The 26,178-nt window shown below is 63.7% G+C and carries 22 protein-coding genes; 16 read left to right on the top strand and 6 right to left on the bottom strand.

Annotated elements, in window-relative coordinates; genetic code table 11:
* Window positions 1–37: 37 nt before the first annotated feature.
* The 5 genes from OUZ45_RS07990 to map all read right to left on the bottom strand — a co-directional run bounded on the left by OUZ45_RS07990 (window position 38) and on the right by map (window position 5,363).
* Entirely contained in the window at window positions 38–532 is a 495-nt protein-coding gene (locus OUZ45_RS07990) for a DUF2165 family protein (RefSeq protein WP_266169404.1), read from the bottom strand.
* A gap of 1 nt (window position 533) precedes the next feature.
* The gene (locus OUZ45_RS07985) at window positions 534–890 is read right to left on the bottom strand and encodes a Spx/MgsR family RNA polymerase-binding regulatory protein (RefSeq protein ID WP_266169403.1); all 357 of its coding nucleotides are present in this window, start codon (window positions 888–890) and stop codon (window positions 534–536) included.
* Complete coding sequence (gene dapD, locus OUZ45_RS07980) at window positions 887–1,714, bottom strand: 2,3,4,5-tetrahydropyridine-2,6-dicarboxylate N-succinyltransferase (RefSeq protein WP_266169402.1); 828 nt, start codon at window positions 1,712–1,714, stop codon at window positions 887–889. Before dapD ends, OUZ45_RS07985 begins: the two co-directional genes overlap by 4 nt.
* A 141-nt stretch (window positions 1,715–1,855) precedes the next feature.
* The gene (gene glnD, locus OUZ45_RS07975; protein WP_266169401.1) at window positions 1,856–4,504 is read right to left on the bottom strand and encodes a [protein-PII] uridylyltransferase; all 2,649 of its coding nucleotides are present in this window, start codon (window positions 4,502–4,504) and stop codon (window positions 1,856–1,858) included.
* Between the two features lie 94 nt (window positions 4,505–4,598).
* On the bottom strand, window positions 4,599–5,363 hold the full coding sequence (gene map, locus OUZ45_RS07970) for a type I methionyl aminopeptidase (protein ID WP_266169400.1): 765 nt from the start codon (window positions 5,361–5,363) through the stop codon (window positions 4,599–4,601).
* Window positions 5,364–5,729: 366 nt separating this feature from the next.
* On the opposite strand from map, the gene rpsB reads away from it, so the two are divergent.
* The 15 genes from rpsB to OUZ45_RS07895 all read left to right on the top strand — a co-directional run bounded on the left by rpsB (window position 5,730) and on the right by OUZ45_RS07895 (window position 20,894).
* Complete coding sequence (rpsB, locus tag OUZ45_RS07965) at window positions 5,730–6,605, top strand: 30S ribosomal protein S2 (protein WP_266169399.1); 876 nt, start codon at window positions 5,730–5,732, stop codon at window positions 6,603–6,605.
* 60 nt (window positions 6,606–6,665) lie between these two features.
* Window positions 6,666–7,544 carry a translation elongation factor Ts gene (gene tsf / locus OUZ45_RS07960; RefSeq protein WP_266169398.1) on the top strand — a complete coding sequence of 293 codons (879 nt, stop codon included), beginning with the start codon at window positions 6,666–6,668 and terminating at the stop codon, window positions 7,542–7,544.
* A gap of 199 nt (window positions 7,545–7,743) precedes the next feature.
* Window positions 7,744–8,466, top strand: coding sequence for a UMP kinase (gene pyrH, locus OUZ45_RS07955; protein WP_266169397.1), 723 nt, complete (start codon window positions 7,744–7,746; stop codon window positions 8,464–8,466).
* A 117-nt stretch (window positions 8,467–8,583) separates the two neighbouring features.
* Window positions 8,584–9,141 (top strand): ribosome recycling factor, encoded by a 558-nt coding sequence (frr, locus tag OUZ45_RS07950; RefSeq protein WP_266169396.1) that lies wholly within the window; start codon window positions 8,584–8,586, stop codon window positions 9,139–9,141.
* 20 nt (window positions 9,142–9,161) lie between these two features.
* The gene (gene uppS / locus OUZ45_RS07945) at window positions 9,162–9,905 is read left to right on the top strand and encodes a polyprenyl diphosphate synthase (RefSeq protein WP_266169395.1); all 744 of its coding nucleotides are present in this window, start codon (window positions 9,162–9,164) and stop codon (window positions 9,903–9,905) included.
* A gap of 13 nt (window positions 9,906–9,918) precedes the next feature.
* Complete coding sequence (locus OUZ45_RS07940) at window positions 9,919–10,737, top strand: phosphatidate cytidylyltransferase (RefSeq protein ID WP_266169394.1); 819 nt, start codon at window positions 9,919–9,921, stop codon at window positions 10,735–10,737.
* A complete protein-coding gene (locus tag OUZ45_RS07935) occupies window positions 10,734–11,924 on the top strand; it encodes a 1-deoxy-D-xylulose-5-phosphate reductoisomerase (protein WP_266169393.1) in 1,191 nt (396 codons plus the stop codon). Before OUZ45_RS07940 ends, OUZ45_RS07935 begins: the two co-directional genes overlap by 4 nt.
* A 13-nt stretch (window positions 11,925–11,937) precedes the next feature.
* Complete coding sequence (gene rseP / locus OUZ45_RS07930; protein WP_266169392.1) at window positions 11,938–13,284, top strand: RIP metalloprotease RseP; 1,347 nt, start codon at window positions 11,938–11,940, stop codon at window positions 13,282–13,284.
* A gap of 218 nt (window positions 13,285–13,502) precedes the next feature.
* Window positions 13,503–15,953 carry an outer membrane protein assembly factor BamA gene (bamA, locus tag OUZ45_RS07925; protein ID WP_266169391.1) on the top strand — a complete coding sequence of 817 codons (2,451 nt, stop codon included), beginning with the start codon at window positions 13,503–13,505 and terminating at the stop codon, window positions 15,951–15,953.
* 120 nt (window positions 15,954–16,073) lie between these two features.
* Window positions 16,074–17,117 carry a UDP-3-O-(3-hydroxymyristoyl)glucosamine N-acyltransferase gene (gene lpxD, locus OUZ45_RS07920; protein WP_266169390.1) on the top strand — a complete coding sequence of 348 codons (1,044 nt, stop codon included), beginning with the start codon at window positions 16,074–16,076 and terminating at the stop codon, window positions 17,115–17,117.
* Window positions 17,110–17,583: a 3-hydroxyacyl-ACP dehydratase FabZ gene (fabZ, locus tag OUZ45_RS07915; RefSeq protein WP_266169389.1), complete on the top strand. Its 474-nt coding sequence runs from the start codon at window positions 17,110–17,112 to the stop codon at window positions 17,581–17,583. Before lpxD ends, fabZ begins: the two co-directional genes overlap by 8 nt.
* Complete coding sequence (gene lpxA / locus OUZ45_RS07910) at window positions 17,580–18,353, top strand: acyl-ACP--UDP-N-acetylglucosamine O-acyltransferase (RefSeq protein WP_266169388.1); 774 nt, start codon at window positions 17,580–17,582, stop codon at window positions 18,351–18,353. The genes fabZ and lpxA overlap by 4 nt, the downstream gene beginning before the upstream one ends.
* 58 nt (window positions 18,354–18,411) lie before the next feature.
* On the top strand, window positions 18,412–19,614 hold the full coding sequence (gene lpxB, locus OUZ45_RS07905; protein WP_266169387.1) for a lipid-A-disaccharide synthase: 1,203 nt from the start codon (window positions 18,412–18,414) through the stop codon (window positions 19,612–19,614).
* Window positions 19,607–20,194, top strand: a complete 588-nt coding sequence (rnhB, locus tag OUZ45_RS07900) for a ribonuclease HII (RefSeq protein WP_266169386.1) — start codon at window positions 19,607–19,609, stop codon at window positions 20,192–20,194. Before lpxB ends, rnhB begins: the two co-directional genes overlap by 8 nt.
* Before the next feature lie 481 nt (window positions 20,195–20,675).
* Window positions 20,676–20,894, top strand: a complete 219-nt coding sequence (locus OUZ45_RS07895; RefSeq protein ID WP_266169385.1) for a hypothetical protein — start codon at window positions 20,676–20,678, stop codon at window positions 20,892–20,894.
* A gap of 64 nt (window positions 20,895–20,958) precedes the next feature.
* On the opposite strand, the gene OUZ45_RS07890 is transcribed toward OUZ45_RS07895, so the two are convergent.
* Complete coding sequence (locus OUZ45_RS07890; RefSeq protein WP_266169384.1) at window positions 20,959–22,398, bottom strand: amino acid permease; 1,440 nt, start codon at window positions 22,396–22,398, stop codon at window positions 20,959–20,961.
* Between the two features lie 168 nt (window positions 22,399–22,566).
* Between OUZ45_RS07890 and dnaE the strand changes: the two genes are divergently transcribed.
* On the top strand, window positions 22,567–26,139 hold the full coding sequence (dnaE, locus tag OUZ45_RS07885) for a DNA polymerase III subunit alpha (protein ID WP_266169383.1): 3,573 nt from the start codon (window positions 22,567–22,569) through the stop codon (window positions 26,137–26,139).
* The last annotated feature ends 39 nt before the right edge of the window (window positions 26,140–26,178 follow it).

The raw sequence follows: 26,178 nt of genomic DNA, 5'->3' as shown, positions 1-26,178 counted from the left end.
CTAGCGCGGTCACGACCGGCAAGTCGCCAAGGCGGTTTCAATCCATGTCGACTTCGCGCTGCCCCAGATAGACCAAGGCGCCCAACAGCAGCGCCACCAGGCGGAATGACGTAGCAACGCCGTTCCACTGCGGAGACATCCACATGCCGAACCACTCGCCACCGATAGCCATGAACCCCACCAGCCACAACGCCACGCCTACGCTCAGCCCCATCACCGCCAAACCCTTCGCTCGCTGAAACAAGGCTGCCGAAGCGCGGCGGCGGCGCCACATGCGCCACACACCGGCCCAGCACAGCACGGCGGTGATCGTCTGCACCGCGATGATCAGCACATAGGCAGCATGCTGCAGTGGCGGTGAGGTGATCGCGCGATAGTGGATGCTTGCGTCCGGGAAAATCGTATCCATCGCCAGTACGTGCTGCACGAAGGCGAAGTTGGTGCGGTAGTCGGTAACGTTGCCGAAAGCGACCAGGCTGATCAGCAAGGCCAGCGCCGCGACCACCAGGATTTTCGACAGACGCAGCGGCATGTCAGCGAGCGAACAGCTTCTTGAAGCCGTTATCGCTGAATCCCACGCTGACCGAACCGTCGGCCTGCACCACGACCGGACGGCGAACCAACGCCGGATACTCCTTCAGCAGCAGGGTCCACTCCGGATCGCTGCCGGGGCTTTTGCGCTGGGGAAGCAGGTTGCGCCAGGTGGTGCCTGCCTTGTTGACCAGCTTTTCCCAGCCGCCGAGCTGCTGCGCCCAGTCCTTCAGCGTGGTCGCCGGCACGGGGTTGGCGCGATAGTCGACAAAGACATGCTCGACCTCGAAACGGTCGAGCCAGTTGCGCGCTTTCTTGCAGGTATCGCAATTCGACAGGCCATAAAGCGTCAGGCTCATTCCGCGCTCCGCAGGAGTTCGTTGATGCCGGTCTTGCTGCGCGTCTTCTCGTCCACCTGCTTGACGATGATCGCGGCGTACAGGCTATGCGAGCCATCCTTCGATGGCAGGCTGCCGGCAACCACCACGCTGCCAGCCGGCACGCGGCCATAGCTGGTTTCGCCAGTGGCGCGGTTGTAGATGCGCGTGGACTGGCCGAGAAACACGCCCATGCCGATCACACTGCCCTTCTCCACCACCACGCCCTCGACCACTTCGGAGCGCGCACCGATAAAGCAGTTGTCTTCGATGATGGTCGGGTTCGCCTGCAACGGCTCCAGCACACCGCCGATGCCGACGCCACCGGACAGATGCACGCCCGCACCGATCTGCGCGCAGGAGCCGACCGTGGCCCAGGTGTCGACCATGGTGCCGGCACCGACATAAGCACCGATGTTGACGTAGCTCGGCATCAACACCGCATCTTTGGCCACATGCGCGCCACGGCGCACCAAGGCGCCAGGCACCACGCGTGCGCCCAGGCCCTGCAGCTCGGCATCGTGGCCATGGGCAAAGCGCAGCGGCACTTTGTCGAAGGCCAGCGCCGCACCGCCATCGACCACTCGGTTGCCATTAATGCGGAAGTACAAAAGCACCGCTTTCTTGATCCACTGGTTCACTGTCCAGCCACCATTGCCGTCCGGCTCAGCGACGCGACGCTCACCGGATTCGAGCAGGCTGATGACCTGCCCCACAGCGGGGCGCAGATGGGTTTCGATCTCGGACTGGGTGAGGTCGTTGCGACGCTCGAAGGCGTCGTTGATCAGGGATTCGATGCTTTGCATGGCGTGTTCGCGAGGCTTGAGGATACCCACGCATGCTAACCGACTAAGGGAGATGGAGAAACGAGTGGAGAGGAGTGAGAAGCGAGTCACGGCACACGCTGCTCTCTGTCGTTTCTCACTCCTCCCCACTCGCTCCTGTTCTTAAGCCCTCTTGGCCGTCCCAAGTCGCCCAAGCAGCGCTTGCAACAGACGATCCTGCTGCTGGATACCTAGCGGCGCGTTGCGGCGGTCGGTGATCAGGAAGAAATCCTCCACGCGTTCGCCAAAGGTAGCGATGCGAGCGTCGTGGACGCGCACTTCAGCTTCCATCATGGCCTGGGTCACCGCTGCGAGCAGTCCCGGGCGATCGCTGCAGACCAGCGAGAGGCGCGTGCGATCGCCGGCGGCACTGAAAGCGATCTTGGGTACCGCCTGGAAGTGCTTCAGGTGGCGGGACATATTGCGCCGGGAAGGCTGGTGCGTATGGCCAGGCTGCGAGAGCGCACGATGCAGCCGTTGCTTCAATTCCTCAGCGCGATCGGCGCTGGCCGGCTGCTGGCTGTCCGCCTCCAGCAACAGAAACGTATCCAGCGCCATACCGTTGCGGCTGTTGAGGATGCGTGCCTCCATCACCGAAAAATGCAGGCGATCCAGCATTGCGGTGACCGCAGCGAACAGGCCGTCGCGATCGGGGGTGTAGACGAACAGCTCGGTGGTGCCTCGCACGGATAGCGGATGCACTTCAATCAGCGGCATGGCGCCGTGCGAGCACAGGATGGCCGCGGTCTGCCAGGCGATCTGTTCGGGTCGGTGACGCAGGAAGCTCTGCTCTGGAAAATCCGTCCAGACACGCAGGCTGGCCGCTTCGGAGAAGCCCTCCGCCAACAGCAGCGCGAGTGCGGCCTCGCGACACTCGCCTACGCGGGCAGCCGCATCGCGCGGCAGCTCATCTTCGCTAGCCAGCGCGTAGCGTGTAGCCGTATAGAGGTCCGATAGCAGACGATCCTTCCAGGCGTTCCATAGTTTGGGACTGGTGCCGATGATGTCGGCGATAGTCAACAGATAGAGCAGATCCAGCCGCAGCCGATCGCCCACGGCCTCCGCAAGGCGCTGCACCACGTCCGGGTCGGTGATGTCCTGACGCTGCGCGGTCACACTCATCAGCAGGTGCCAGCGCACCAGCCACGCCACCAGTTCCACGTCTTCGGCCGGCAACCCTAGCTTGGCGCAGAACGAGCGCGCCTCCTCTTCACCCAAGACCGAATGGTCGCCACCGCGGCCCTTGGCAATGTCGTGGAACAGCGCAGCGAGCAGCAGCAGCTCCGGCTTCTCCAGCGTCGGCCAGATGCCGCACGCGATGGGAAAATCGCCGCGCGCGGCCGGATCGGCAAAGCGCGCCACGTTGCGCAGCACGCGCAGCGTGTGCTCGTCCACCGTGTAGACGTGGAACAGGTCGTACTGCATGCGGCCGAACACCTTGCCGAACGCCGGCAGGATCGCCGCCAGCAGGCCGTGCCGGTTCATCCGCCACAGTGCCTCCTCGGCCGGAGCACCCATGCGCAGCAGTCGCAGGAAGGCGGCCATCACGTCGGGATGGTCAGCCAGCGAGACACCGAAGAGCGCCGTGGCCTGGTGAATACGTCGCATGGTCTCGGCCGTGAAGCCGACGATGCCCGCCTCGCCCAGGCGCAGGGTGAACACTTCCACCAGCGCGGCGGGACGGCGCACGAACAGGTCTGGATCGCGCACGGCGATGCGCGATCCGTAGCGCAAGAAATCCTCGCCTATGGGTTTGGGTTCGCTGGGCGGCTCCAGCATTTCTTCGAAGCGCTCGGCGATCTGCACACCCAGGCGCTCCACCTGGCTGGCCGCGCGGTAATAGCCCTGCATGAACTGTTCGACGCCGAGGTTCTTTTCGTGCTCATCTTCGAAGCCCAGCCGTGCCGCCAGGGCACGCTGGTAGTCAAACAACAGGCGCTCCTCGGCACGCCCCGCTTCCAGGTGCAGGGCGAAGCGGTAACGGCGCAACGTGGTTTCGGCTTCCTCCAGGGTGGCGCGTTCGGCCGGATCGAGCAGCCCTTCGTCGACCATGTCGTCGAAGTCGTCCGCGTGCGCCAGGCGACGCCCCAGCCAACGCAGTGCATCGAGCGTGCGTAGGCCGCCGGGGCCATCTTTCAGATTCGGCTCGAGGTTGTAGGCCGTGTCGTTGTAGCGGCTGTGGCGGACGTCGCGCTCGGCAAGGCGTGCGGCCAGATAGGTCGCTGGCGGCCAGAGTGCGGAATCGTCGACGATCGCTTTCAGGCTTTCTTCCATCGACGGATCGCCAGCCAGTCGCTGCGCATCGAGCAGGCTGGTGAAGACGCTGGCTTCCTGCACGGCCAGGGCGCGGCATTGCGACGGCTCGCGCACGGCATGCCCAACCTTTAGACCGATGTCCCATAGTGTGGCGAAGCATTGCTCCAGCGCGCGCAGACGCGCGGGCTCGGCCTGTTCGACCAGCGCCAGCAAATCCACATCCGAATAGGGAAACAGCAGGCCGCGGCCGAAGCCGCCTACGGCAAACAATGCCGCGCCGTTTACTTCACCCAGGCAGGCTGTCCACACGTGCACCACGATGCGGGCCACCGAATCGCCACGCCGACGTGCCAGCGCGCTGGCATCGGCGCCGTGGCGGAAGGCCGTGGCCAGCGCGCGATCGACGTCGCCCAGCAACTGCCGCAGCGCACGGCGCGCCTCCGTCGACACACCCGAGCGTGGCACCGCCGTGGGCAGGCGAGGCAAGGGTGGCAGAGGGGCGTAGAACGCAGACATAGCGAATGAGAAGTGAGTGGATGGAAGTGAGAAGTGGAGAGAGCGGCTCTTCGCTTTTACTCACTTCTTACTCCTATTCACTCACTTCTCGCTGTCAGGCATCCGGCCACGGTGTGAGGATCTCGAAACCGTCGTCGGTGACCGCGATGGTGTGCTCCCACTGCGCCGACAACGAGTGGTCCTTGGTCACTACGGTCCAGCCGTCCGGCAATTGGCGGGTCTGCGGCTTGCCGGCATTGATCATGGGCTCGACGGTAAAGGTCATACCCTTTTTCAGCTCCAGACCGGTGCCCGGCTTGCCGTAGTGCAGGACCTGAGGCTCGTCGTGATAGACCTTGCCGATGCCATGCCCACAGTACTCGCGCACCACCGAGAAGCCGGCTGCCTCGGCATGCTTCTGAATGGCGTGGCCGACGTCGCCCAGAGTGGCGCCGGGACGCACCGCTTCGATGCCACGCATCATGGCCTCGAAGGTGGCCTCCACCAGGCGCTTCGCCAGTACGTTGGGAGTGCCAACGAAGTACATGCGACTGGTGTCGCCGTGCCAGCCGTCCTTGATGACGGTGACATCGAGGTTGATGATGTCGCCGTCCTTCAGCACCTTGCCCGGGCTGGGAATGCCATGGCAAATCACGTGGTTGACCGAAGTGCACAGGGTCTTGGGAAAGCCGTTGTAGCCGACGTTGGCCGGCGTGGCCTTCTGCACGTTCACGATGTGCTCGTAGGCGAGGCGGTCCAGGTCCTCGGTGGTCACGCCGGGCTTCACATGCTCTTTGAGCATGGCCAGCACTTCGGCGGCCAACTTACCGGCCTCGCGCATACCTTGGATGTCTGCGGGGGATTTCAGGGTAACGGCCATAGTTCCACTCAAATGGCGCCGCAAGCCCCACGGTTCAACGGAATCCGCCGTTGCTTGCCGCTTCGCCGGGGTGCCGGCTATAATTTCGGAGTTTTGCTGACTGCACGAGACTGTTTTTACAGCCTGAACGAGCAGTCGCAAAGCGAAAAGCGATTGTAACCGCGACGCGGCATGATCGCCCAAGTCTCTGATTGGACATGCCAATCGGACAAACCAACGCCACACACGCGTCGGCACCGTCTTCGGGGTGCCGCGGTCATTCCCACCACGCCCTATGGGCACGGGAAGCCCGCGGTCGAAGCCGGGGATGCGTGGAGGTCCCAACCCCCGGGCCACCTACACAAGGCCCAATGAAGGAGTAACACCATGGCTCAAGTCACCATGCGCCAAATGCTCGAAGCTGGCGTGCATTTCGGTCACCAGACCCGCTACTGGAACCCGAAGATGGCTCCGTACATCTTTGGCGCCCGCGGCAAGATCCACATCATCAATCTGGAAAAGACCCTCCCCCTTTTCACCGACGCGATGAACTTCCTGTCGGGCCTGGCCCAGAAGCGCGGCACCGTGCTGTTCGTCGGCACCAAGCGCTCCGCCCGTGAGGCCCTGGCCGAGGAAGCCGCACGCGCCGGCATGCCGTTCGTCACTGCCCGCTGGCTCGGCGGCATGCTGACCAACTTCCGCACCGTCAAGCAGTCCGTGGCCCGCCTCAAGGAGCTGGAAGCCGCCGAGACCGATGGCAGCTTCGACAAGCTGGTCAAGCACGAAGTGCTGGCCCGTCGCCGCGAGCGCGACAAGCTCGAGAACTCGCTGGGCGGCATCAAGGACATGAACCGTCTGCCGGACGCGCTGTTCATCATCGACATCGGCCACGAAGACATCGCCGTGCAGGAAGCCAAGAAGCTCGGCATCCCGGTGATCGCCGTGGTCGACACCAACTACAACCCGGAACTGGTGGACTACGCCATCCCGGGCAATGACGACGCCATCCGCGCGATCCAGTTGTACGCCCGTGCTGCCGCCGACTCGATCCTCGAAGGCAAGGCTGCCGCCCCGGCCGCCGCCCAGGGTGACGCCAACGAATTCGTCGAGCTCGACGAGGAAGGCAACCCGGTCGCCAAGGACGAGCGCAAGGCTGCCGCCCCGCGTCGCCCGGCTCCGGCCAAGAAGGGCGCTGGCGCCCCGCGTCGTGACGGTGGCCGCGGTCGCGGCGGCCGTGGCGAAGAGTCTTCGGACGCCGAGTAAGCACTTCCCGTCCCGGCATCCTTCGATGCCGGGACGCACCAAAGATTTTGAGGAACCCAGATGACTGCCATTACCGCAAAACTGGTTAGCGAACTGCGTGAGCGTTCGGGCGCCGGCATGATGGATTGCAAGAAGGCGCTGGTCGAGAACAACGGTGACATCGACGCCGCCATCGAGCACCTGCGCAAGACCGGCCTGGCCAAGGCCGACAAGAAGTCCGACCGCGTCACCGCCGAGGGTCGCGTTGCCACGGCACAGGCCAATGGCAAGGCGATCCTGGTCGAAGTCAACAGCGAAACCGACTTCGCCGCCAAGAACTCGGAATTCGTCGCCTTCGCCGACTCCGTGGCCGAGGCTGGCCTGAAGGCCGCTGCCAAGGACATCGACGCGCTCAAGGCCGCCGCCCATCCGATCGCCGCCAACGTCGAGGAAGCCGCCAAGGCCAAGATCGCCACCATCGGCGAGAACATCCAGGTGCGTCGCATGGCGCAGGTCGAGAACGACGGCCCGATCGCCACTTACTCGCACGGCGGCAAGATCGGCGTGATCGTGGCACTCAAGGGCGGCTCGGAAGAACTCGCCAAGGGCATCGCCATGCACGTGGCGGCAATGAACCCGCCGTACGTCAAGGCTGAAGACGTTCCGGCCGATTTCGTCGCGAAGGAAAAAGAGATCGCGCTGAGCCAGATGACCGAGAAGGACAAGGCCAAGCCGGCCGAAATCCTCGAGAAGATCATCGCCGGCAAGATCAACAAGATCGTCTCGGAAGTGACCCTGGTCGGTCAGCCGTACGTGCTGGACACCAATGTCACCGTCGGCGACGCGCTCAAGAAGGAAGGCGCCGACGTTGTCGCCGTGGTCCGTCTGGCCGTGGGCGAAGGCATCGAGAAGGTGCAGGAAGACTATCTGGCCGAAGTGCAGAAGGCGATGCAGGTCTAAGCGCCTCTCACTCTCGAACCCACGAAAAGCCGCGGGAAACCGCGGCTTTTTTTTGCGTCCTGCCAACAAGAACGCGGCCGCCTACCTGGACGGCTCGCATCGCCCCTTCGTGGCCGTCCTACGGACGTTCTGCGCGCTGCACGCTTGTCGACCAGCCGCTACAATACGTGCGTTTTGCCACACACAATCCGGAGATCTCATGAGCAACCCGCTTAATTACCGCCGCATCCTGCTCAAACTCTCCGGCGAAGCACTGATGGGCGAAGCCGACTACGGCATCGACCCGAAAGTCATCGGCCGCCTGGCCGACGAGATCATCGAGATACAGAAGGCCGGCATACAAATCGGCGTAGTCATTGGTGGGGGCAACATCTTCCGCGGCGCCGGCCTCGCCGCCGCGGGCATGGACCGCGTCACCGGCGACCACATGGGCATGCTGGCCACCGTGATGAACGCACTGGCGATGCAGGACGCCATCGAACGCCGCGGCGGCTACGCCCGCGTGATGAGCGCCATCCAGATCCACGATGTCGCCGAGGATTACATCCGCCGTCGCGCCATCCGCCACATCGAGAAGGGCCGCATCGTGCTGTTCGCCGCCGGCACCGGCAACCCGTTCTTCACCACCGACTCCGCAGCCGCCCTGCGCGCCGTGGAAGCCGGCGCCGACCTGTTGCTGAAGGCCACCAAGGTGGACGGTGTGTACACCGCCGACCCGGCCAAGCACCAGGATGCCACCCGCTACGAACGGCTCACCTACGACCAGGTGATCGAGCGCAAACTGGCCGTCATGGACACGGCCGCCATCGCGCTATGCCGCGACCATGGCATGCCGCTGCGTATTTACGATATGACCGTGCCGGGCAACCTTATGCGCATCATGCGCGGTGAACAGATCGGCACTCTCGTCTCGGACAACTAACCTCCGAACCGCGACCGCCCTCCAGCCACTCGCGCCAATGGGCGGCCTTTCACCGGAGGCTAACAACAAGCCCCGCCTGATATACTCACAGGCTTGCACGCTCAAGGGGTACTACCCATGCTCAACGACATCAAGAACGATGCCCAGACCCGCATGGGCAAGAGCATCGACTCGCTCAAGCACAGCCTGACCCGCCTGCGTACCGGTCGCGCCAGCACGGCGCTGGTGGACGGCATCAAGGTGCCTGCCTATGGGTCGGATATGCCGCTCAATCAGGTCGCCTCGGTGTCCCTGGGCGACTCGCGTTCGATCATCATCACTCCGTTCGACAAGAGTCTGGTAGGTCCTACGGAGAAGGCTTTGCTGGCTTCCGATATCGGCATCACCCCGACCACTGCCGGCACCGTGATCCGCCTGAACATGCCGCCGCTCACCGAAGAGCGTCGCAAGGAGCTGGCCAAGCACGTGGCGCACGAGGGCGAGGACGCCAAGGTTGCCATCCGCAACGTGCGCCGCGACGCCATGCAGCAGGTCAAGGATCTGCTCAAGGAAAAGCTGATTACCGAAGACGACGAGCGCAAGGCTGAGGACGAAATCCAAAAGCTGACCGATCGTTTCGTCAAGGACGTCGACGCTGTCGTCAAGACCAAGGAAGAGGAGCTGATGGCGCTCTGAGCGCCATCACGTTTAGCCGAATGAACGGCGCCGAGGCTCCACGGGTTCCGCGCCACATCGCCATCGTGATGGATGGCAACGGCCGCTGGGCCAAGGCGCGCCATCGCCCACGCAGTTTCGGCCATAACGCCGGCCGCAAAGCTGTGCGCGAAGTGGTGGAAGGCTGCCTACGCCAGGGTGTGGAAGCGCTGACCGTATTCGCCTTCTCCAGCGAGAACTGGCAGCGCCCGCAGGATGAGGTCGGCGCGCTGATGGAATTATTCCTCCGTGCGCTGGACAAGGAAGTCGGCGAACTGCACGGCCACGGCGTGCGCATCCGCTTTATCGGCGATCTCGGCGCGTTCGACACCTCGCTGCGTCAGCGCATGACCCATGCCATGGCGCATACCGCCGGCAATGACAAGCTGCAGCTGAACGTGGCCGTGAACTACGGCGGGCGCTGGGACATCGTGCAGGCCACACGCAAGGCGGCCGAGTCGGTGGCGCGCGGCGAGTTTCGCGCCGACGAGATCGACGAAAAACTGCTCGGCCACTGGATGAGCCTGGCCGAGCTACCGCCACTGGATCTATTCATCCGCACCGGCGGCGACTTGCGCATCAGCAACTTCCTGCTGTGGCAGGCGGCGTATGCCGAGTTGTATTTCACCGACACCCTGTGGCCCGACTTCGACCAGACCTGCCTGCAACAGGCCATCGAAGAATACGCCCGCCGCGAGCGCCGCTTCGGGCGCACCGGCGAACAGGTCACCCAGGCCAAGGCGTAACCCAAGGAATCGCATGCTGCTCCAGCGCACCCTTACCGCACTGCTGCTCGCGCCGCTCGCGATCCTGCTGATCCTGTGGCCGCCGACCTGGCTCTTCGCGGCGGCCATTGCCGCCGCCTTTCTTGCCGCGCTCTGGGAGTGGACGCGCTTGGCCGGCCTCAAGGACGACCGCGTGCGCGGCGCGCTATTGCTAGCTGCCGCCATCCTCTTCGCCCTGCTTTGGCGGGCACGCGATACCGCGCTGTGGCCGATGCTGATCGGCGTGGGCGTCGCGTGGTGGGCGATCGTCTGCCTGTGGTTGCGTCATTTCGCTTTCGGTGCCGCGCCCACGCGCGAAAACCTCCTGATCAAGCTCGGTGCCGGCGCCTTCGTGATCATCCCCACCTGGGTCGCCGCCATGACCATCCATCGCAGCGAACCGCATGGACATTGGTGGACCGTCCTGGCCCTGGTCATCGTCTGGGCGGCCGATATCGGCGCCTATTTCAGCGGGCGTTTGTTTGGCAAGCGCAAACTGGCCCCCACCATCAGCCCCGGCAAAACCTGGGCGGGTGTGTATGGCGCTTTCGTGGTCGGCGCGCTGGTGGCTGGCGTGGGTGGCTGGCTGCTTGGCGTGCAGGGCATCCAACTAGTTGGTTTGCTGCTGCTATCGATGGTCACCGTCGTAGCCTCGATCATCGGTGACCTGCTGGAAAGCCTGATGAAGCGCCATGCTGCCGTGAAGGATTCCGGCAGCCTGTTCCCTGGACACGGTGGACTAATGGATCGGCTGGATAGCGTGTTCGCCGCCATACCGGTCTTCGCGGCCGGTAAATTGCTGCTGGGCCTATGAGTTCAAGCTCAATCAAGAACGTTGCCGTTCTGGGCGCCACCGGCTCCATTGGTGGCAGCACGCTCGATGTCATCGCACAGCACCCAGAGCGCTTTCGCGCCAACGTGCTGACAGCGCATCGCCAGGTCGAAGCACTGGTCGAGCTTTGCGTCCGGTATCGCCCATCGCTGGCCGTGATCGGTGACGCGGCCCTGGAAGGCGAACTCGCGCGTCGGCTTGCCGCCGCAGGCGTGCCATGCGACGTAGCTGCCGGGCATGACGCCATCACGGCTGCCGCCGGAAGCACGCAATGCGACATCGTTGTCGCGGCGATCGTCGGCGCCGCTGGACTGGATTCCACCCTTGCCGCCGCCCGCAGCGGCAAGCGCCTGCTGCTGGCGAACAAAGAATCCATCGTGATGGCCGGCCCCTTGCTGCTGGCTGCTTTGAACGAAGGTGGCGGCGAACTGATACCGGTCGATTCGGAACACAACGCCATCTTTCAGTGCCTGCCAGGCGGCCGCCCGGACCTGGGTCGTAGTGGTGTACGCCGACTTATCCTCACCGCCTCCGGCGGCCCGTTCCGCGGCCGTACGCGCGCCGAACTGGCGGCCATCACGCCCGAGCAGGCCTGCAAGCATCCGAACTGGGTGATGGGCCGCAAAATTTCGGTCGATTCGGCCACGCTGATGAACAAGGGCCTCGAAGTCATCGAGGCACACCACTTGTTCAACACCTCCGCCGAGATGATCGACGTGCTGGTGCACCCCCAGAGCCTGGTGCATTCGCTGGTTGAATACGTGGACGGCTCGGTCCTGGCCCAGTTAGGCAACCCCGATATGCGCACTGCCATCGCGCACGCGCTGGCATGGCCAGAGCGCGTCACCGCAGGCGTTCCGCCGCTAGACCTGGCGACTCATGCGGCGCTGAATTTCGAGGCACCGGATCTCGCCACCTTCCGCTGCCTCGCGCTGGCTTTCCAGGCACTGCGCGCAGGCGGCGACGCACCAGCGATCCTGAATGCGGCGAACGAGGTAGCGGTGGAAGCCTTCCTGGCCGGCGCCCTTCCCTTCCTCTCGATTGCCGACGTCGTCGAAAGCGTGCTTGTGGAACTGACGCCGCAAGCCGTGGTCGATGTGCAGTCCCTGACTGAACGCGATCGGGCAGCCCGCGAGGCCGCCCGGCGCATCCTTCGCAACGCATGCTGATAAGCTCTTGCAGATGAATCCTTTCCTCGGCTCAGTGTTCTGGTTACTTGTCACGCTTGGCGTGCTGGTGACCTTTCACGAATTCGGCCACTACTGGGTCGCCCGCCGCTGCGGCGTGAAGGTGCTGCGCTTTTCCGTGGGCTTCGGCAAGGCGATCTGGAAACGCGTAGGCCGTGACGGCACGGAGTACCAGGTCGCCGCGATTCCGCTCGGCGGCTACGTAAAAATGCTGGACGCGCGCGAAGGCGAGGTGGATCCAGCTGATCGTGGCCAGGAGTTCACCGGCAAGCCGGTCTGGCAGCGTATCGCCATCGTTGCCGCCGGCCCGGGCTTCAATTTCATCTTCACCATCGCTGCGTTCTGGCTGATGTTCGTGCTGGGCAGGCCCGACGTGGCCCCGGTGGTCGCGGCCGCACCGCAAAGCATGGCCGCGGAAGCCGGCATTCGCACGGGCGACCGCCTGCTCAGCATCGATGGCCGACCCATGGCCACGTGGAGCGACTCGATGGACGCCGTGGCCAATGCCACGCTCGGCCGTGAGCCGCTGCCCCTGCAGGTGCGCGGCGCCGACGGTGTCGAACGCCATGTAGTGCTTCCACTCAATCAGCTGCCGGCCGGACAGGATGTCGGCCAGTACCTGGACAAACTGGGCCTGAAACTCGCGCCGATGCCGGCGATTGCCGCCACCGTCCTGCCTGGCAAACCAGCTTCGCAGGCCGGCATGAAGAGCGGGGATCGCATTCTCAGCATCAATGGGCAAAACGTCGCCGACTATCCCGACTTTCAGCGGCTGATACCGCTTGAGGCGGCCAAGTCCCCGACGCTGAACCTGGCCATCGAACGTAACGGCAAGACGCTGCAGCTGCCAGTCACTGCGCGAATGGAATCGCTGGAAGGCCAACCCACCAATTGGGTGATCGGTGTGTCCTCGTTGGAGCGCGAGCCGGCCATCTTGCGCTACGGGCCCCTGAAGGCCATGGGTGCTTCCTTGCAGACCACCTGGAATGGCACGACCCAGACCTTCAACATGATCGGCAAGATGCTTAGCGGGCAGGCCTCGACCAAGAATCTTTCCGGTGTGATCGGCATCGCCCAGGTCGCCAACGCATCGGCAAGCATGGGGGTGGGCTGGTTCCTCAATTTCCTGGCCATGGTCTCGCTCAGCCTGGCGATTCTCAATCTGCTGCCGATTCCCGTCTTGGACGGGGGTCACCTGCTGTATTACCTTATCGAGTTGGTCAAAGGCAGCCCGTTGAGTGAGCGCGCGATGATGGCCGGGCAGTACATCGGTCTCGCCCTGCTGTTCACCCTGATGGGGCTGGCGTTTTACAACGATATCCATCGCAGCCTGCCTTTGTGACGTGCGCGGTCAACGCCAGCGTCCGGGGACGATGGGCCTGCCGTGGCGAGGTGGCAGCGCATGCTGCCGCCATAGCCACGGCGCCATGCGTTGAGGTGTCTTCTGCCGTATCCCTCGCGGGTGCGGTTTCTCCTTCGAGGCAGGGAATCTCCCAGCTTCACTCTTTGATTGGGGTGGCCATGACGGCTGCCTCGTCGGAATAACCAACGGAATCGACGATGAAGCGTATCGCCGCCCTGATCCTGCTCGCCTCCCTCTCAGCCAACGTGCTTGCGTTTGAGCCCTTCATCATTTCCGACATCCGTATCGACGGCCTCAGCCGTATTTCGGCCGGCACGGTGCTCAACTATCTGCCGGTGAACAAGGGCGACCGCCTCACCAACGATGCCGCCCAGCGCGCCATTCGGGCCCTGTACCAGACCAAGTTCTTCAGCGATGTCGAGATCGATCGCGAAGGCGACATCATGGTGATCAAGGTGACCGAGCGTCCCTCGATCGCCAAGCTGGCCCTGCGCGGCAACAAGGACATCAAAGAAGATGATCTGCGCAAAGGCCTGAAGGAGATCGGCCTGTCCGAGGGCGAAACCTTCGACCGTCTCTCGCTGGACCGCGTGCAGCAGGAACTGATCCGCCAGTACTACAACCGCGGCAAATACAACGTGTCGGTCGATCCGCACGTGACCAACCTTGATCGCAACCGCGTGTCGATCGATATCGAAATCCGCGAAGGCAAGGTCGCCAAGATCAAAGAGATCAACATCGTCGGCAACACCGCGTTTACCGACAAGGAGATCCGCAAGGGCTTCGAATCCGACACCACCAACTGGATGTCCTGGTACTCCAAGGACGACCAGTACTCGCGCGAAAAGCTCTCCGGCGACCTGGAGAAGCTGCAGTCGTACTACATGGACCGCGGCTACGCCGACTTCGGCGTCGATTCCACCCAGGTCACTATCGCCCCCGACAAACGCGCGATGTACATCGCCGCAAGCGTGAAGGAAGGCGATATCTACACCGTCTCGGACATTCATCTGCTCGGTGAGCTGATACTGCCGGAAGACACCCTGCGCCAGCTGGTGTTCCAGAAGAAGGGCGACACCTTCAACCGCAAAGCCATCGAGGCCAGCAGCGACGCCATCAAGGGCATCCTGGCCAGCATCGGCTATGCGTTCGCCAAGGTGACGCCGGTGCCGAAGCTGGACAAGGACAAGCGCACCGTCGACCTCACGCTCTTTATTGAGCCGGGCAAGCGCGTATACGTGCGCCGCGTGGTGTTCCAGGGCAACACCCGCACCGAAGACGATGTGATGCGCCGCCAGATGCGCCAGCTGGAAGGCAGCTGGTACTCGCAGCCGGCCATCGACCGCTCCAAGATCCGCCTGCAGCAGCTGGGCTACTTCAAGAAGGTCGACATCGACAAGAAGCTGGTGCCGGGCACCGAGGACAAGGTCGACCTGACGGTGAAGGTGGAAGAACAGTCCGCCGGCAGCCTGATGTTCGGCGTGGGCTATTCGCAGTACTCCGGCATCATCCTGTCCGCCTCGGTGTCGCAGAACAACTTCCTCGGCACGGGCGACAGCTTCTCGGTGGCCGCGCAGAAAAGCGACTACACCACCAGCATCAGTGCGAACTACTTCAACCCCTACCTGACCGATAGCGGTGTGGGTATCGGTTACAACGCCAGCTATACCAAGAGCGACTTCGGCAACACCAACAGCGACTTCGTCAACTACAGCAGCAGTGCCAAGTCGTTCTCCAGCTTCCTGAGCATCCCCATCACGGACTTCGACAACATCCGTGCAGGCCTGGGCATCAGCAGCAACAAGATCTTGCTGACTTACCGCTATCTCGATGGCAGCTCGGTGTCCTACTCGCCGCAGATTCTGGTGGATTACCAGAACGCGATCGGCCATGAAACGATCCACTCGTGGACCGGCACGCTCGGCTGGACCCACGACACACGTAACGGCTATTGGGCACCGACTCGCGGTGGCGTGATGTCGCTCTCCACCGACATCGCCCTGCCCGGCTCCACCGTGCAGTACTTCAAGATCTTTGGTGAAGCCAACCACTACTGGCCGATCGGCCGCGGCTTCGTGCTGTACCTGGATGGCCAGTTCGGCTACGGCAAGACCTATGGCCAGAGCTATAGCTACGACGGCGGCAGCACCTACAAGAAGGGCGAGAGCATCGACTTCCCGTTCTGGGAGAACTACTACTCCGGCGGTGTGCGCGACGTACGTGGCTTCCAGGACAACACGCTGGGTCCGCGTCTATGCGTGGGCACCATCCCCGATCCGAATGATCCCACCAAGCAAATCCCCATCCGGCCGGACGCCAACGGCCGATGCAACGGCAGCGTGTACAGCTACGCACAGCCGATCGGCGGTGCGTTCAAGGTGCTGGGTACGGCCCAGGTGTTCCTGCCGCTACCGTTCCTCAAGGACGTGAACACGGCACGCGTATCCTGGTTCGTCGACATGGGTAATGCCTACAAGGATTACTCGAGCTTCAAGGCTAGCGAACTGCGCGCATCCACCGGTCTCTCCCTGCAGTGGCAGGCGCCGATCGGCCCGCTGATCATCAACTTCGCCGTGCCGATTCGCTCCAAGAAAGAAGACCGTCACTACGAAGAGCGCATCCAGTTCACCTTCGGCAGCCAGTTCTAAACCTGTGCCCAGGTTGTACCTGAGAAAGCGCGGCCATGCCGCGCTTTCTTTTGCCTGTATCGCTGCACAGACGTTATTGCGCTTGGCGTCCTACAATGCGCGCAACGTCAGGGAGCCCGCATGAGTACGATCCAATACACCGTGGCCGACCTGGCCGAGCGATTCGGTCTTGCTTTCAAGGGCGATGGCGCGCGCGTCATCGATGGCGTCGGCACCCTGGCCGGTGCAGGTTCCAGCCAACTCAGCTTTCTCTCCAACAGCAAATACAGCGCACAGCTGGCGAATAGCCACGCCGGTGTCGTGGTGCTGCGCGAAGAGAACCTCGGCGACTGCCCTACCTCCGCCCTGCTCGCAAACGACCCTTATGTGACCTACGCCAAGATCGCAGCGCTGTTCGAACGCGTGGCGGCCTCCCCGATCGGTATCCACGCCACCGCCGTGATTGCTCCCAGCGCCAGCGTGTCTCCCACCGCCAGCATCGGCCCTGGCTGCGTGGTGGAAGAAGATGCCGTCATTGAGGACGGCGCCATTCTCGGTCCGCATTGCATCGTCGGCGCCGGTTGCGTGGTCGGCGCGCAATCGCGTCTGGTTGCGCGGGTCACCCTGGTCATCCGCGTCACGCTGGGCAAGCGCGTGATCGTCCATCCCGGCGCGGTAATCGGTTCTGATGGCTTCGGCCTTGCCTTCGATCGCAGCGCATCCAATCAAGGCAGTTGGATCAAACTGCCTCAGCTCGGCGGCGTGCGCATTGGCGACGACTGCGAGATCGGCGCCAACACCACCATCGACCGCGGCGCGCTCGACGACACGGTGCTGGAAGAGGACGTGCGGTTGGACAATCAAATCCAGATCGCCCACAACGTCCATATCGGCGCGCATACGGCCATGGCCGGCTGCGCTGCTGTGGCCGGCAGTGCGAAAATCGGCCGCTACTGCATGATCGGCGGCAACGCCGGCGTGCTGGGTCATCTCGAACTGGCCGACCGGGTTACCATTACGGCCAAGAGCCTGGTCACGCATTCGATACGCGAGCCCGGCGAATATTCTTCGGGGGTCCCGTTGCAGGACAACCGCCAGTGGCGGCGCAACGCGGCCCGTTTCAAGCATCTCGATGAGTACGTGCGCCGACTCTCGGCGCTGGAGAAGGACAGTAACAATGAATGAGCAGACCACGCCCTTCCATCTGCCGGTAAACGTGGAGCAGATCCAGCATCTGTTGCCGCATCGCTATCCCTTCCTGTTAGTGGACCGCGTGATCGAGCTCGATCCGGACAAACGCGTGGTCACACTGAAGAACGTGACCATCAATGAGCCGTTCTTTCAAGGTCATTTCCCCGGTCACCCGGTGATGCCGGGCGTGCTGATCGTGGAAGCCATGGCACAGAGCGCCGGCTTGCTGACCCAGATCAGCAACCGCCTCAAGGGCAATACCGGCAATCCGCTGTTCTACCTGGCCAAGGTGGACAACGCCCGTTTCAGCGCGATCGTGTCGCCGGGCGACCAATTGCGCATGGAAGTCACCCTCAAGCGCCTGCTGCGCAGCATGGGCCTGTTCGAGGCGCGCGCCACGGTGGATGGCAAGGAGGTCGCCTCCTGCGAGCTGATGTGCGCAGCGAGGTCCGAAAAATGATCCATCCCACCGCGCAGATCGATCCCACTGCGAAGCTCGGCGCCAACGTCAGCGTCGGCGCGTATAGCGTGATCGGCGCCGAGGTGGAGATCGGCGAGGGCACCGTGATCGGTCCCCATGTGGTGATCGAGGGGCCGACCCGCATCGGCCGCGACAACCGCATCAGCCAGTTCGCTTCGCTCGGTGGCGCCCCGCAAGACAAGAAGTTTGCCGGCGAACACACCGAGCTGGTGATCGGCGATCGCAACCTGATCCGCGAGTTCGTCACCATCAATCGCGGTACCGGCGACGGCGGCGGCATGACCCGCATCGGCAACGACAACTGGCTGCTTGCCTACGTGCACGTCGCCCACGACTGCCAGATCGGCAACAACACCGTGTTCTCCAACTACTCGGCGTTGGCCGGGCACGTGGAGATCGGCGATTTCGTGATCATGTCCGGCTTCTCCGGCGTGCATCAATTCTGCAAAGTGGGTGCGCATGCCTTCATCGGCATGGGTTGCCTGGTGGGCTCCGACGTGCCGCCGTTCGTGATGATGGCGAACGAGCAGCGTGGCCGCCCGCGCGGCATCAACAGCGAAGGCCTGAAGCGCCGCGGTTTCGAAGCACCCCGCATCGCCGCCATCAAGCGCGCCTACCGCACGCTGTACATGGCCGGCCTGACTCAGGCCGATGCCCGCGAGCAGTTGGTGACACAGGCCCAGGGGAGCGACGACGTGCGCGCCATGCTGGACTTCCTCGACCGCAGCGAACGCGCGTTGGCCCGTTGATATGCGCTTCGCGCATATCAACAAATCAAGTATGCGCCCTGGCTCTGGCGGTTAAGTCATGTCCAATGACAAGACTCAACTCATCGCCATCCTTGCAGGCGAAGACTCCGGCGACCAACTCGGCGCCGATCTGATCCACGCTCTGCGCCAGCGCTATCCGCAGGCGCGCTTCGTCGGCATCGGCGGCGCGCGCATGCAAGCGCAGGGTTTCGAGTCCTGGTACGACATCCGCGAACTGTCGCTATTCGGTTTTGCCGAGGTGGTCAGCCACCTGCCGCGTCTGTTGCGTCTGCGCAAGGCACTGGTGGCCCGTCTCATTGCGGCGAAACCCGCCGTCGTGATCGGTATCGATGCTCCCGACTTCAATCTGGGCGTGGAGCAACGCGTGCGCACCGCCGGCATTCGCACCGTGCATTACGTCAGTCCGTCCGTATGGGCCTGGCGCGAGAAGCGCGCGGAGAAAATCGGCCACAGCGCAGACCGCGTGTTGTGCCTGTTTCCGATGGAACCCGACATCTATGCGCGGCACGGCGTCGACGCGCGCTTTGTGGGGCATCCTCTGGCTGATCGCTTCGCATTGGTCTCCGATCGCGTCGGTGCGCGCGATTTCCTGCAGCTGCCGCAAAACGCACCGGTACTCGCCGTGCTTCCAGGCAGCCGTGCTTCCGAAGTGGCGCGCCTGGGCCGCATCTTCCTCGACGCCGCGCGCCAGGTCGCCGCGCAGCTACCGGGCCTGCGCATCGTTATCCCGGCCGCCAATGCCCAGGTGTACGCCAGCCTGAAAGCCCTGCTTGGCGACGCCCCACAGAACGACGACACACCGTTGCTGCTGGAAGGTCGTGCCCACGAAGTGATGCTCGCCGCCGACGTGGTGATGCTGGCTTCGGGCACGGCCACGCTGGAAGCCATGCTGGCCAAGCGCCCGATGGTGGTGGGCTATCGCGTGTCACCGGTGAGCTATCGCATCGCGCGCGCACTGAAGATGCTCAAGACCGACGTCTATGCCCTGCCCAACATCCTCGCGCGCGCCTGCGGCCTGGGTGAGCACGCCATGCTGGTACCGGAGCTGATGCAGGACGATTGCACGCCGGACAAGCTTGCCGCGGCCACCCTGGCGCTGTTCCACGACAGCCAGCGGCGCGGAGAGATCGTCGCTGCATTCGAACAGCTGCACCGCGCGCTGCGCGGCGAGCTGGAAGGCCAGGCCGGCGATCATGCCGCCGCCGCGATCGCCGATTTGATTGAGCGTCCCCGTGGCTAAGCGGTATGTGGCCGGCGTCGACGAGGCGGGACGCGGTCCGCTAGCCGGCCCGGTGGTGGTCGCCGCCGTCATTCTGGATCCGTCGCGCCCGATCGCTGACCTCAACGACTCCAAGAAGCTGAGCGAAGCAAAACGCGAAGCGCTTTACCCACTGATCCTGTCGCAGGCGCTCGCGCATTGCGTGATCGCCGTGAGCGTCACCGAGATCGATCAGCTGAATATTTTCCAGGCGACCATGGCGGGCATGAGCCGGGCCGTCGCCGGTCTCTCACCTGGTGCCCACGAAGCTCTGGTCGACGGCAATCAATTGCCCAAAGACCTGCCCTGCCCCGGACGCGCCATCGTCGGCGGCGACGCGCTGGAACCGGCCATCAGCGCCGCTTCTATCCTGGCCAAAGTCACCCGCGACCGCATGATGGTCGCCCTCGAAGACATGCATCCCGGGTATGGCTTTGCCACGCACAAGGGCTACCCCACACCGGCTCATTTCGAGGCGCTCAAGCGCCTTGGCCCGTGTATCGAACATCGGCGCAGCTTCGCGCCCGTGAAGCTCCTGCTGGATCAGGGCACGCTGTTCTGATCCTGACTCGTCGACTCGCATCCGGACGTCCAAACGTTTATTTACCGCTCATCGGAACGAAGCCCGAACGAAGCATCGACAAGGCCAAACACCCTGGTCCACACGCGCATTTCTTCATGCCTTTCGACATGTGTCAGTACGCACCGAAAGGCATAAAATACGCACGTCGGCCGAACAGCATGACCTCCGGCAGGGGCCGGTTTTCATGAGGAACTTAGCTCGGTCATTCAGCCTCTATCCCTTCGGATGCTTCGCGCTGAATCAACGTTTTCGGTACGGACTGCATCCAACCGGTTAGAGCAGGACGAAGTGGACTGACTGCGTCATCGACCGCCACGCCCCCCATCCAGACCCAACGGCGCGGCCGCTACTTCGTAGAGGCAAGGACGCATGGTGCAACCCTCCGCGCGCGTCCCGGCTTTCGAAACCACGCGGAACATCCTCAGCGGCGCATCCAGACGATCCGCAGGAGTTCACAGCCATGATGCTTCCCAACCGCCCCATCGCCCCCCCGCCTGACGGCACGAACGTGACGCCGGCCGATCAGGCCATGCCGCAACCCACAGCCACGGAGGCCGTTGCCACGGTCAAACCGGGAGAGAATCCGCACGTTGACTACAACCTTCATCCACTGAAGGTCGACGGCCTTGAGCACTACATCGAGCAACTGGTCGGCGACGAACGGTTCCACGTCACCTGAGCGCCGGTTGACGATCTCCACGTAGCCCGCGTTGATGAGCTGCGGGCGCTATGTGGCGGCGCGGTCAGCCGCGCCCGCGCAAGCGGCTGTGACGATACCCGTAGCCGATGTAGATAAGCATGCCGAGCGTCGTCCAGCCAGCTAGCAGCAGCCAGTTGGCGGTGTTCATCTGCGCCAGCAGGAACAGGCAGACCAGCACGCCAAGGCTGCATACCGCCGGTGCCGCCGGCACACGGAACCCGCGCGGCAAGTTGGGATGAGTGCGCCGCAGTACCAGCACGCCGATGCATACCGTAGCGAAGGCAAGCAAGGTGCCCATCGACAACAAATCGCCCAGCAGGCTGAGGGGGAACACCGCCGCCAGCAGGCCGCCAATAACGCCCACCAGCAAAGTGGTGCGATGCGGTGTGCGATGCTTGTCGTGCACGACGCCGAAGAAGCTCGGCAACAGGCCGTCACCCGCCATGCTGTAGAGGATGCGCGACAGGCCCAGGTGCATTACCAGGATCACCGACGTCAGCCCCGCCACCGCGCCCACCTGGGTCAACAGTTTCAGCCACGCAAGAGACGGATGGGCGGCCAACGCCGTCGCTACCGGTTCCGCTGTGCCCAATTGCGCATAGGGCACCAAACCGGTCAGCACGGCCGCCACGATGATGTACAGCACCGTGCAGATCGCCAGCGAAATCAGGATGCCCGCCGGCACGTTGCGTTGCGGATTGCGGGTCTCCTGCGCCGCTGTAGCCACGGCGTCGAAACCGATATAGGCATAGAACACGCTGGTAGCTGCGCGGAACACGCCGCTCCAACCGTAGTGGTCGCCGCCCTGATTCGCCGGCACGAAGGGGTGCCACAAGGACGGATCGACGTATTGCACGCCCATCACCACGAACAGCACCACCACAACCACTTTGAGCGCTACCACGATGGTGGCGAATGCAGTGGACTGTTTGGTGCCTCGGTAGAGCAGCGCCGTCAGCGCGGCGACGACCAGCAAGGCCGGCAGATTGAGCAACGCTCCGGTGGCTTCCAGCCGGCCGTCCTTAAAGCTCAGTGGCGCATGCACCAGTGCGTCCGGCACTTGGATGCCCAAGCTGTGCAACAGGCCCACGCCATAGCCAGACCAGCCAACCGCCACCGAGGACACCGCCAGCAGGTATTCCGCCACCACGTTCCAGCCGATGAACCAGGCGAGCAGCTCACCGAACGTCGCGTAGGCATAGACATAGGCGCTGCCCGAGACCGGCAGCATCGCGGCGAACTCGGCGTAACTCAGCGCTGCCAAAGCCGCAGCCAGGCCGGCGAGCACGAAGGACAGAGTCAGCGCCGGGCCGGCATGCTCGGCCGCCGCCTGTCCGGTGATGACGAAAATGCCGGCGCCAATCACCGCTCCCACGCCCAGCACAATCAGTTCCTTCAGGCCGAGCGTTCGCCGTAATGAATCGTCACTGGAAAGGGAAGCCTCGACGGGCTTGACGGCGAACAACGAGCGGATCAACGACATTGGACAGCAACCTAGCGGCGTGGAAGGGCCATGCCGCAGGAGCGCGGCGCAAAGCGTCGAACCATGCCAGCCCGCGTGGATGCCCGCAACCGTCAAAAGCCACTTATGTCAATCTTGCCGGCCACAGAGGCGGCGGTTAGCCTTCTCCTACTCACCGCGTGAGTCTGCATGACCGTCCGCTTCGCCCACCTCCATCTGCACAGCGAATACTCGCTGGTCGATTCGACCATCCGCATCAAGGCGCTGGTCGAAGCCTGCGTGCGCGATGGCATACCAGCGGTCGCGCTCACCGACGAAACGAACATGTTTGCGCTGGTGAAGTTCTACAAGGCCTGCAGCGCCGCCGGCATCAAGCCGATCGGCGGCTGCGACCTGTGGGTGAGCCTGCCGGACGATCCGCGCCCCTCGCGCCTGACCTTGCTGTGCCAGAACCGCGAGGGCTACCTCAATCTCTCGCGCTTGGTCTCCCGTGCCTGGCGCGATGGCCAGCACAGCGGCCGCCCCTTGGTCGATGCCAGCTGGCTCACGCCCGATGCGACGAATGGCTTGATCGCCTTGCTTGGCCGCGACAGCGAAGCCGGCCGTGTGGCGGTGAACCAGGGCGCAGGTGCGGCGGCTGTGCGATTGCGTTCGTTCGCCCGGCAATTCACCGACCGTCTCTATCTCGAACTCACCCGCTGCGGTCGCGAAGGCGAGGAAAACTGGAACGCCGCCGCGCTCGCGCTGGCCGCCGAGCTGGATCTGCCGGTCATCGCCAGCAACGACGTGCGCTTCATCAAGCAGGACGACTTCGAGGCGCATGAAGCGCGCGTGTGTATCAACCAGGGTCGCGTGCTGGCCGACCCGAAGCGCCCGCGCGACTACAGCAACCAGCAATACCTGAAAACGCCCGACGACATGGCCGCGCTCTTCGCGGACCTTCCCGAAGCGATCGAGAACACCGTCGAGCTGGCGAAGCGCTGCACGCTGGAACTGTCGTTCGGCACCTACTACTTGCCCGACTTCCCGGTACCGGAAGGCCACGACCTGGCCAGCTATATCCGCGAGATTTCCCGCGAAGGCTTGAAGGAGCGCCTTGCCGACGCGCCGTTGGCGGCAGGACACACGCTGGCCGACTACGAAGCGCGTCTCGAACGCGAGCTGGACGTCATCATCGAGATGGGCTTCCCCGGCTACTTCCTGATCGTGGCGGACTTCATCAACTGGGGTAAGCAGAACGGTATTCCGGTGGGTCCGGGACGTGGTTCAGGCGCGGGCTCGCTGGTGGCCTGGGTGTTGAAGATCACCGACCTCGATCCGCTGCAGTTCAACCTGCTGTTCGAGCGCTTCCTCAACCCCGAACGCGTGTCGATGCCCGACTTCGACATCGACTTCTGCATGGATCGCCGTGACGAGGTGATCGACTATGTCGCGCGCAAATACGGCCGCGACCACGTCAGCCAGATCATCACCTATGGTTCGATGGCCGCGAAGGCTGTGCTGCGCGACTCCGGCCGCGTACTCGGCATGGGTTACAACCAGGTCGATCGCATCGCGAAGCTGATTCCGCCGCGTCCGCTCGATCTCACGCTATCGGACGCGCTCGGCCGTTCGGAGAAGTCGAAGAAAGAGACCGATCGCGTCGTCAAGGAATTCTGCGAGCTTTACGAGCAGGACGAAGAAGCCAAGTCGCTCATCGATCTTGCGCTGAAGCTGGAAAACCTTACCCGCAACGCCGGCAAGCACGCCGGTGGTGTGGTGATCGCGCCGACACCGCTCACCGATTTCGCCCCGCTGTACTGTGAAGCGGGCGGCGGCGGCGTAGTCACTCAGTACGACAAGGACGACGTCGAAGCGGTCGGCCTGGTGAAGTTCGACTTTCTCGGCCTGCGTACGCTGACCATCATCGACTGGGCGGTAAAAGCCATCAACGCGCGTCGCGCGACGTCCGGCGAAGAACCGCTGAACATCGAGACGCTGCCACTGGACGACCCAGCGCCGTACGACCTGCTGAAGAAAGCGCAGACGGTGGCGGTGTTCCAGCTCGAATCCACCGGCATGCAGCGCATGCTCAAGGATGCCAAGCCCGACCGCTTCGAGGACATCATCGCGCTGGTGGCGCTGTACCGCCCCGGCCCGATGGACCTGATTCCCAGCTTCGTCGCGCGTAAGCATGGCCGCGAGGAAGTGGAGTATCCCGACCCGCGCGTCGAGCCGATCCTGAAAGAGACCTACGGCATCATGGTCTATCAGGAGCAGGTGATGCAGATGGCGCAGATCGTCGGCGGTTACTCGCTCGGCGGCGCCGACCTGCTGCGCCGCGCGATGGGCAAGAAGAAAGTCGAGGAAATGGCGAAGGAACGCGCCAAGTTCCGCGAGGGTGCCGCCAAGGACGGGCTGACCTCCGACAAGTCCGACTCGATCTTCGACCTGATGGAGAAGTTCGCCGGCTACGGCTTCAACAAATCGCATGCTGCCGCGTATGCGCTGGTGTCGTATCAAACGGCATGGCTGAAGGCGCACTACCCCGCCGAGTTCATGGCCGCGACGATCTCGTCGGACATGGACAACACCGACAAGGCGGTGACCTTCCTCGACGAATCGCGGGCCATCGGCCTGACCGTGTTGCCGCCGGACGTGAACGCCTCGGACTTCATGTTCGTCGCGGTCGAACGCGCCGAGCCTTCTTCGTCCCGGCGCCAAGGCGCCCGGACGATTCGCTACGGCCTGGGCGCAATCAAGGGTGTGGGCCAAGGCGCTTGCGAAGCCATCGTCGCCGCGCGCGCGAACGGCAAATACACCGACTTGGCCGACTTCTGTCGCCGAGTCGATCCCACCAAGCTCAATCGCCGTGTGCTGGAAGCGCTGATCCTCTCTGGCTCGCTCGATGCGCTGGCGCCCACGCGCGCCAGCCTGATGCTGCAGTTGCCCGACGCTATCAAGGCGGCGGAGCAGCACCTTCGCGACAAGCAGTCCGGCCAGAACGACATGTTCGGCGCAGCGATGGGGATGACGGCACCGGTCGTGCAGATTGACCTGCCGACCGCGCCAGAATGGCCGCTCGAACGGAAGCTGCAAGGCGAGCGCGACACGCTCGGCCACTACCTCTCCGGCCACCCCACCGATCCATGGCGCGAAGAACTGGCGCAGCTGTCCACCTGCCCGCTGGGCGAAATCGCCGACCGTTACCAGCCGCCCAAGCCGCGCAAGAACGACAACGACGACGGCAACCGTTTCCGCCGCGGCCCGGATACGCCGTGGACCGTGGCCGGTATGGTCACCGCCATCCGCAAACGTGGCGAGAGCGATGCCTTCGTTCGGCTGGAAGATGGCACCGGCATCATCGAGGTGAGCTTCTTCGGCGAGCTATATCAGCAAGTCGCCCCGCTGCTCACCCGCGACGAAATGCTGGTGGTCGAAGGCGGCCTGCGCATCGACGACTTCTCCGGCGGTGGCTTTGCCTTGCGTGCCCGCAGCGCCTATACCCTGGGCGACGCCTGTCGCCGCTTCGCGCGCGTGCTGCATCTGAAACTGAATGGGGTCAGCCCTGCTTTCGTCGAACAGCTGCGCCATGCGCTGGCCGGCTACCGCAATGGCCGTGCCACGGTGGTGTTGCACGGCTATCACAATCAAATCGGCCAGGCTGATCTGGAACTGGGCGAGGAATGGCGCGTCGAGGCCATTCCAGAGCTGCTGCGTGCCGTGCGCGCGTTACCCGGGGTGCAGGCGGCGCGGCTGCGTATCGTGAAGCAATCCGACTGACCCTTGTAGGAGCCCACTCTGTGGGCGACCCGGCCCGCG

It is taken from the genome of Dyella subtropica (genome assembly GCF_026283965.1).
Taxonomy (GTDB): Bacteria; Pseudomonadota; Gammaproteobacteria; order Xanthomonadales; family Rhodanobacteraceae; genus Dyella_D; species Dyella_D subtropica.
Note: the sequence above shows the minus strand (reverse complement) of the source record. Positions and strands in the feature narration are given on the sequence as shown.

Excerpts from the sequence above, each read along its gene's own strand:
- OUZ45_RS07990 (WP_266169404.1), bottom strand. The coding sequence starts at position 532 with ATGCCGCTGCGTCTGTCGAAAATCCTGGTGGTCGCGGCGCTGGCCTTG.
- OUZ45_RS07985 (WP_266169403.1), bottom strand. The coding sequence starts at position 890 with ATGAGCCTGACGCTTTATGGCCTGTCGAATTGCGATACCTGCAAGAAA.
- dapD (WP_266169402.1), bottom strand. The coding sequence starts at position 1,714 with ATGCAAAGCATCGAATCCCTGATCAACGACGCCTTCGAGCGTCGCAAC.
- glnD (WP_266169401.1), bottom strand. The coding sequence starts at position 4,504 with ATGTCTGCGTTCTACGCCCCTCTGCCACCCTTGCCTCGCCTGCCCACG.
- map (WP_266169400.1), bottom strand. The coding sequence starts at position 5,363 with ATGGCCGTTACCCTGAAATCCCCCGCAGACATCCAAGGTATGCGCGAG.
- rpsB (WP_266169399.1), top strand. The coding sequence starts at position 5,730 with ATGGCTCAAGTCACCATGCGCCAAATGCTCGAAGCTGGCGTGCATTTC.
- tsf (WP_266169398.1), top strand. The coding sequence starts at position 6,666 with ATGACTGCCATTACCGCAAAACTGGTTAGCGAACTGCGTGAGCGTTCG.
- pyrH (WP_266169397.1), top strand. The coding sequence starts at position 7,744 with ATGAGCAACCCGCTTAATTACCGCCGCATCCTGCTCAAACTCTCCGGC.
- frr (WP_266169396.1), top strand. The coding sequence starts at position 8,584 with ATGCTCAACGACATCAAGAACGATGCCCAGACCCGCATGGGCAAGAGC.
- uppS (WP_266169395.1), top strand. The coding sequence starts at position 9,162 with ATGAACGGCGCCGAGGCTCCACGGGTTCCGCGCCACATCGCCATCGTG.
- OUZ45_RS07940 (WP_266169394.1), top strand. The coding sequence starts at position 9,919 with ATGCTGCTCCAGCGCACCCTTACCGCACTGCTGCTCGCGCCGCTCGCG.
- OUZ45_RS07935 (WP_266169393.1), top strand. The coding sequence starts at position 10,734 with ATGAGTTCAAGCTCAATCAAGAACGTTGCCGTTCTGGGCGCCACCGGC.
- rseP (WP_266169392.1), top strand. The coding sequence starts at position 11,938 with ATGAATCCTTTCCTCGGCTCAGTGTTCTGGTTACTTGTCACGCTTGGC.
- bamA (WP_266169391.1), top strand. The coding sequence starts at position 13,503 with ATGAAGCGTATCGCCGCCCTGATCCTGCTCGCCTCCCTCTCAGCCAAC.
- lpxD (WP_266169390.1), top strand. The coding sequence starts at position 16,074 with ATGAGTACGATCCAATACACCGTGGCCGACCTGGCCGAGCGATTCGGT.
- fabZ (WP_266169389.1), top strand. The coding sequence starts at position 17,110 with ATGAATGAGCAGACCACGCCCTTCCATCTGCCGGTAAACGTGGAGCAG.
- lpxA (WP_266169388.1), top strand. The coding sequence starts at position 17,580 with ATGATCCATCCCACCGCGCAGATCGATCCCACTGCGAAGCTCGGCGCC.
- lpxB (WP_266169387.1), top strand. The coding sequence starts at position 18,412 with ATGTCCAATGACAAGACTCAACTCATCGCCATCCTTGCAGGCGAAGAC.
- OUZ45_RS07895 (WP_266169385.1), top strand. The coding sequence starts at position 20,676 with ATGATGCTTCCCAACCGCCCCATCGCCCCCCCGCCTGACGGCACGAAC.
- OUZ45_RS07890 (WP_266169384.1), bottom strand. The coding sequence starts at position 22,398 with ATGTCGTTGATCCGCTCGTTGTTCGCCGTCAAGCCCGTCGAGGCTTCC.
- dnaE (WP_266169383.1), top strand. The coding sequence starts at position 22,567 with ATGACCGTCCGCTTCGCCCACCTCCATCTGCACAGCGAATACTCGCTG.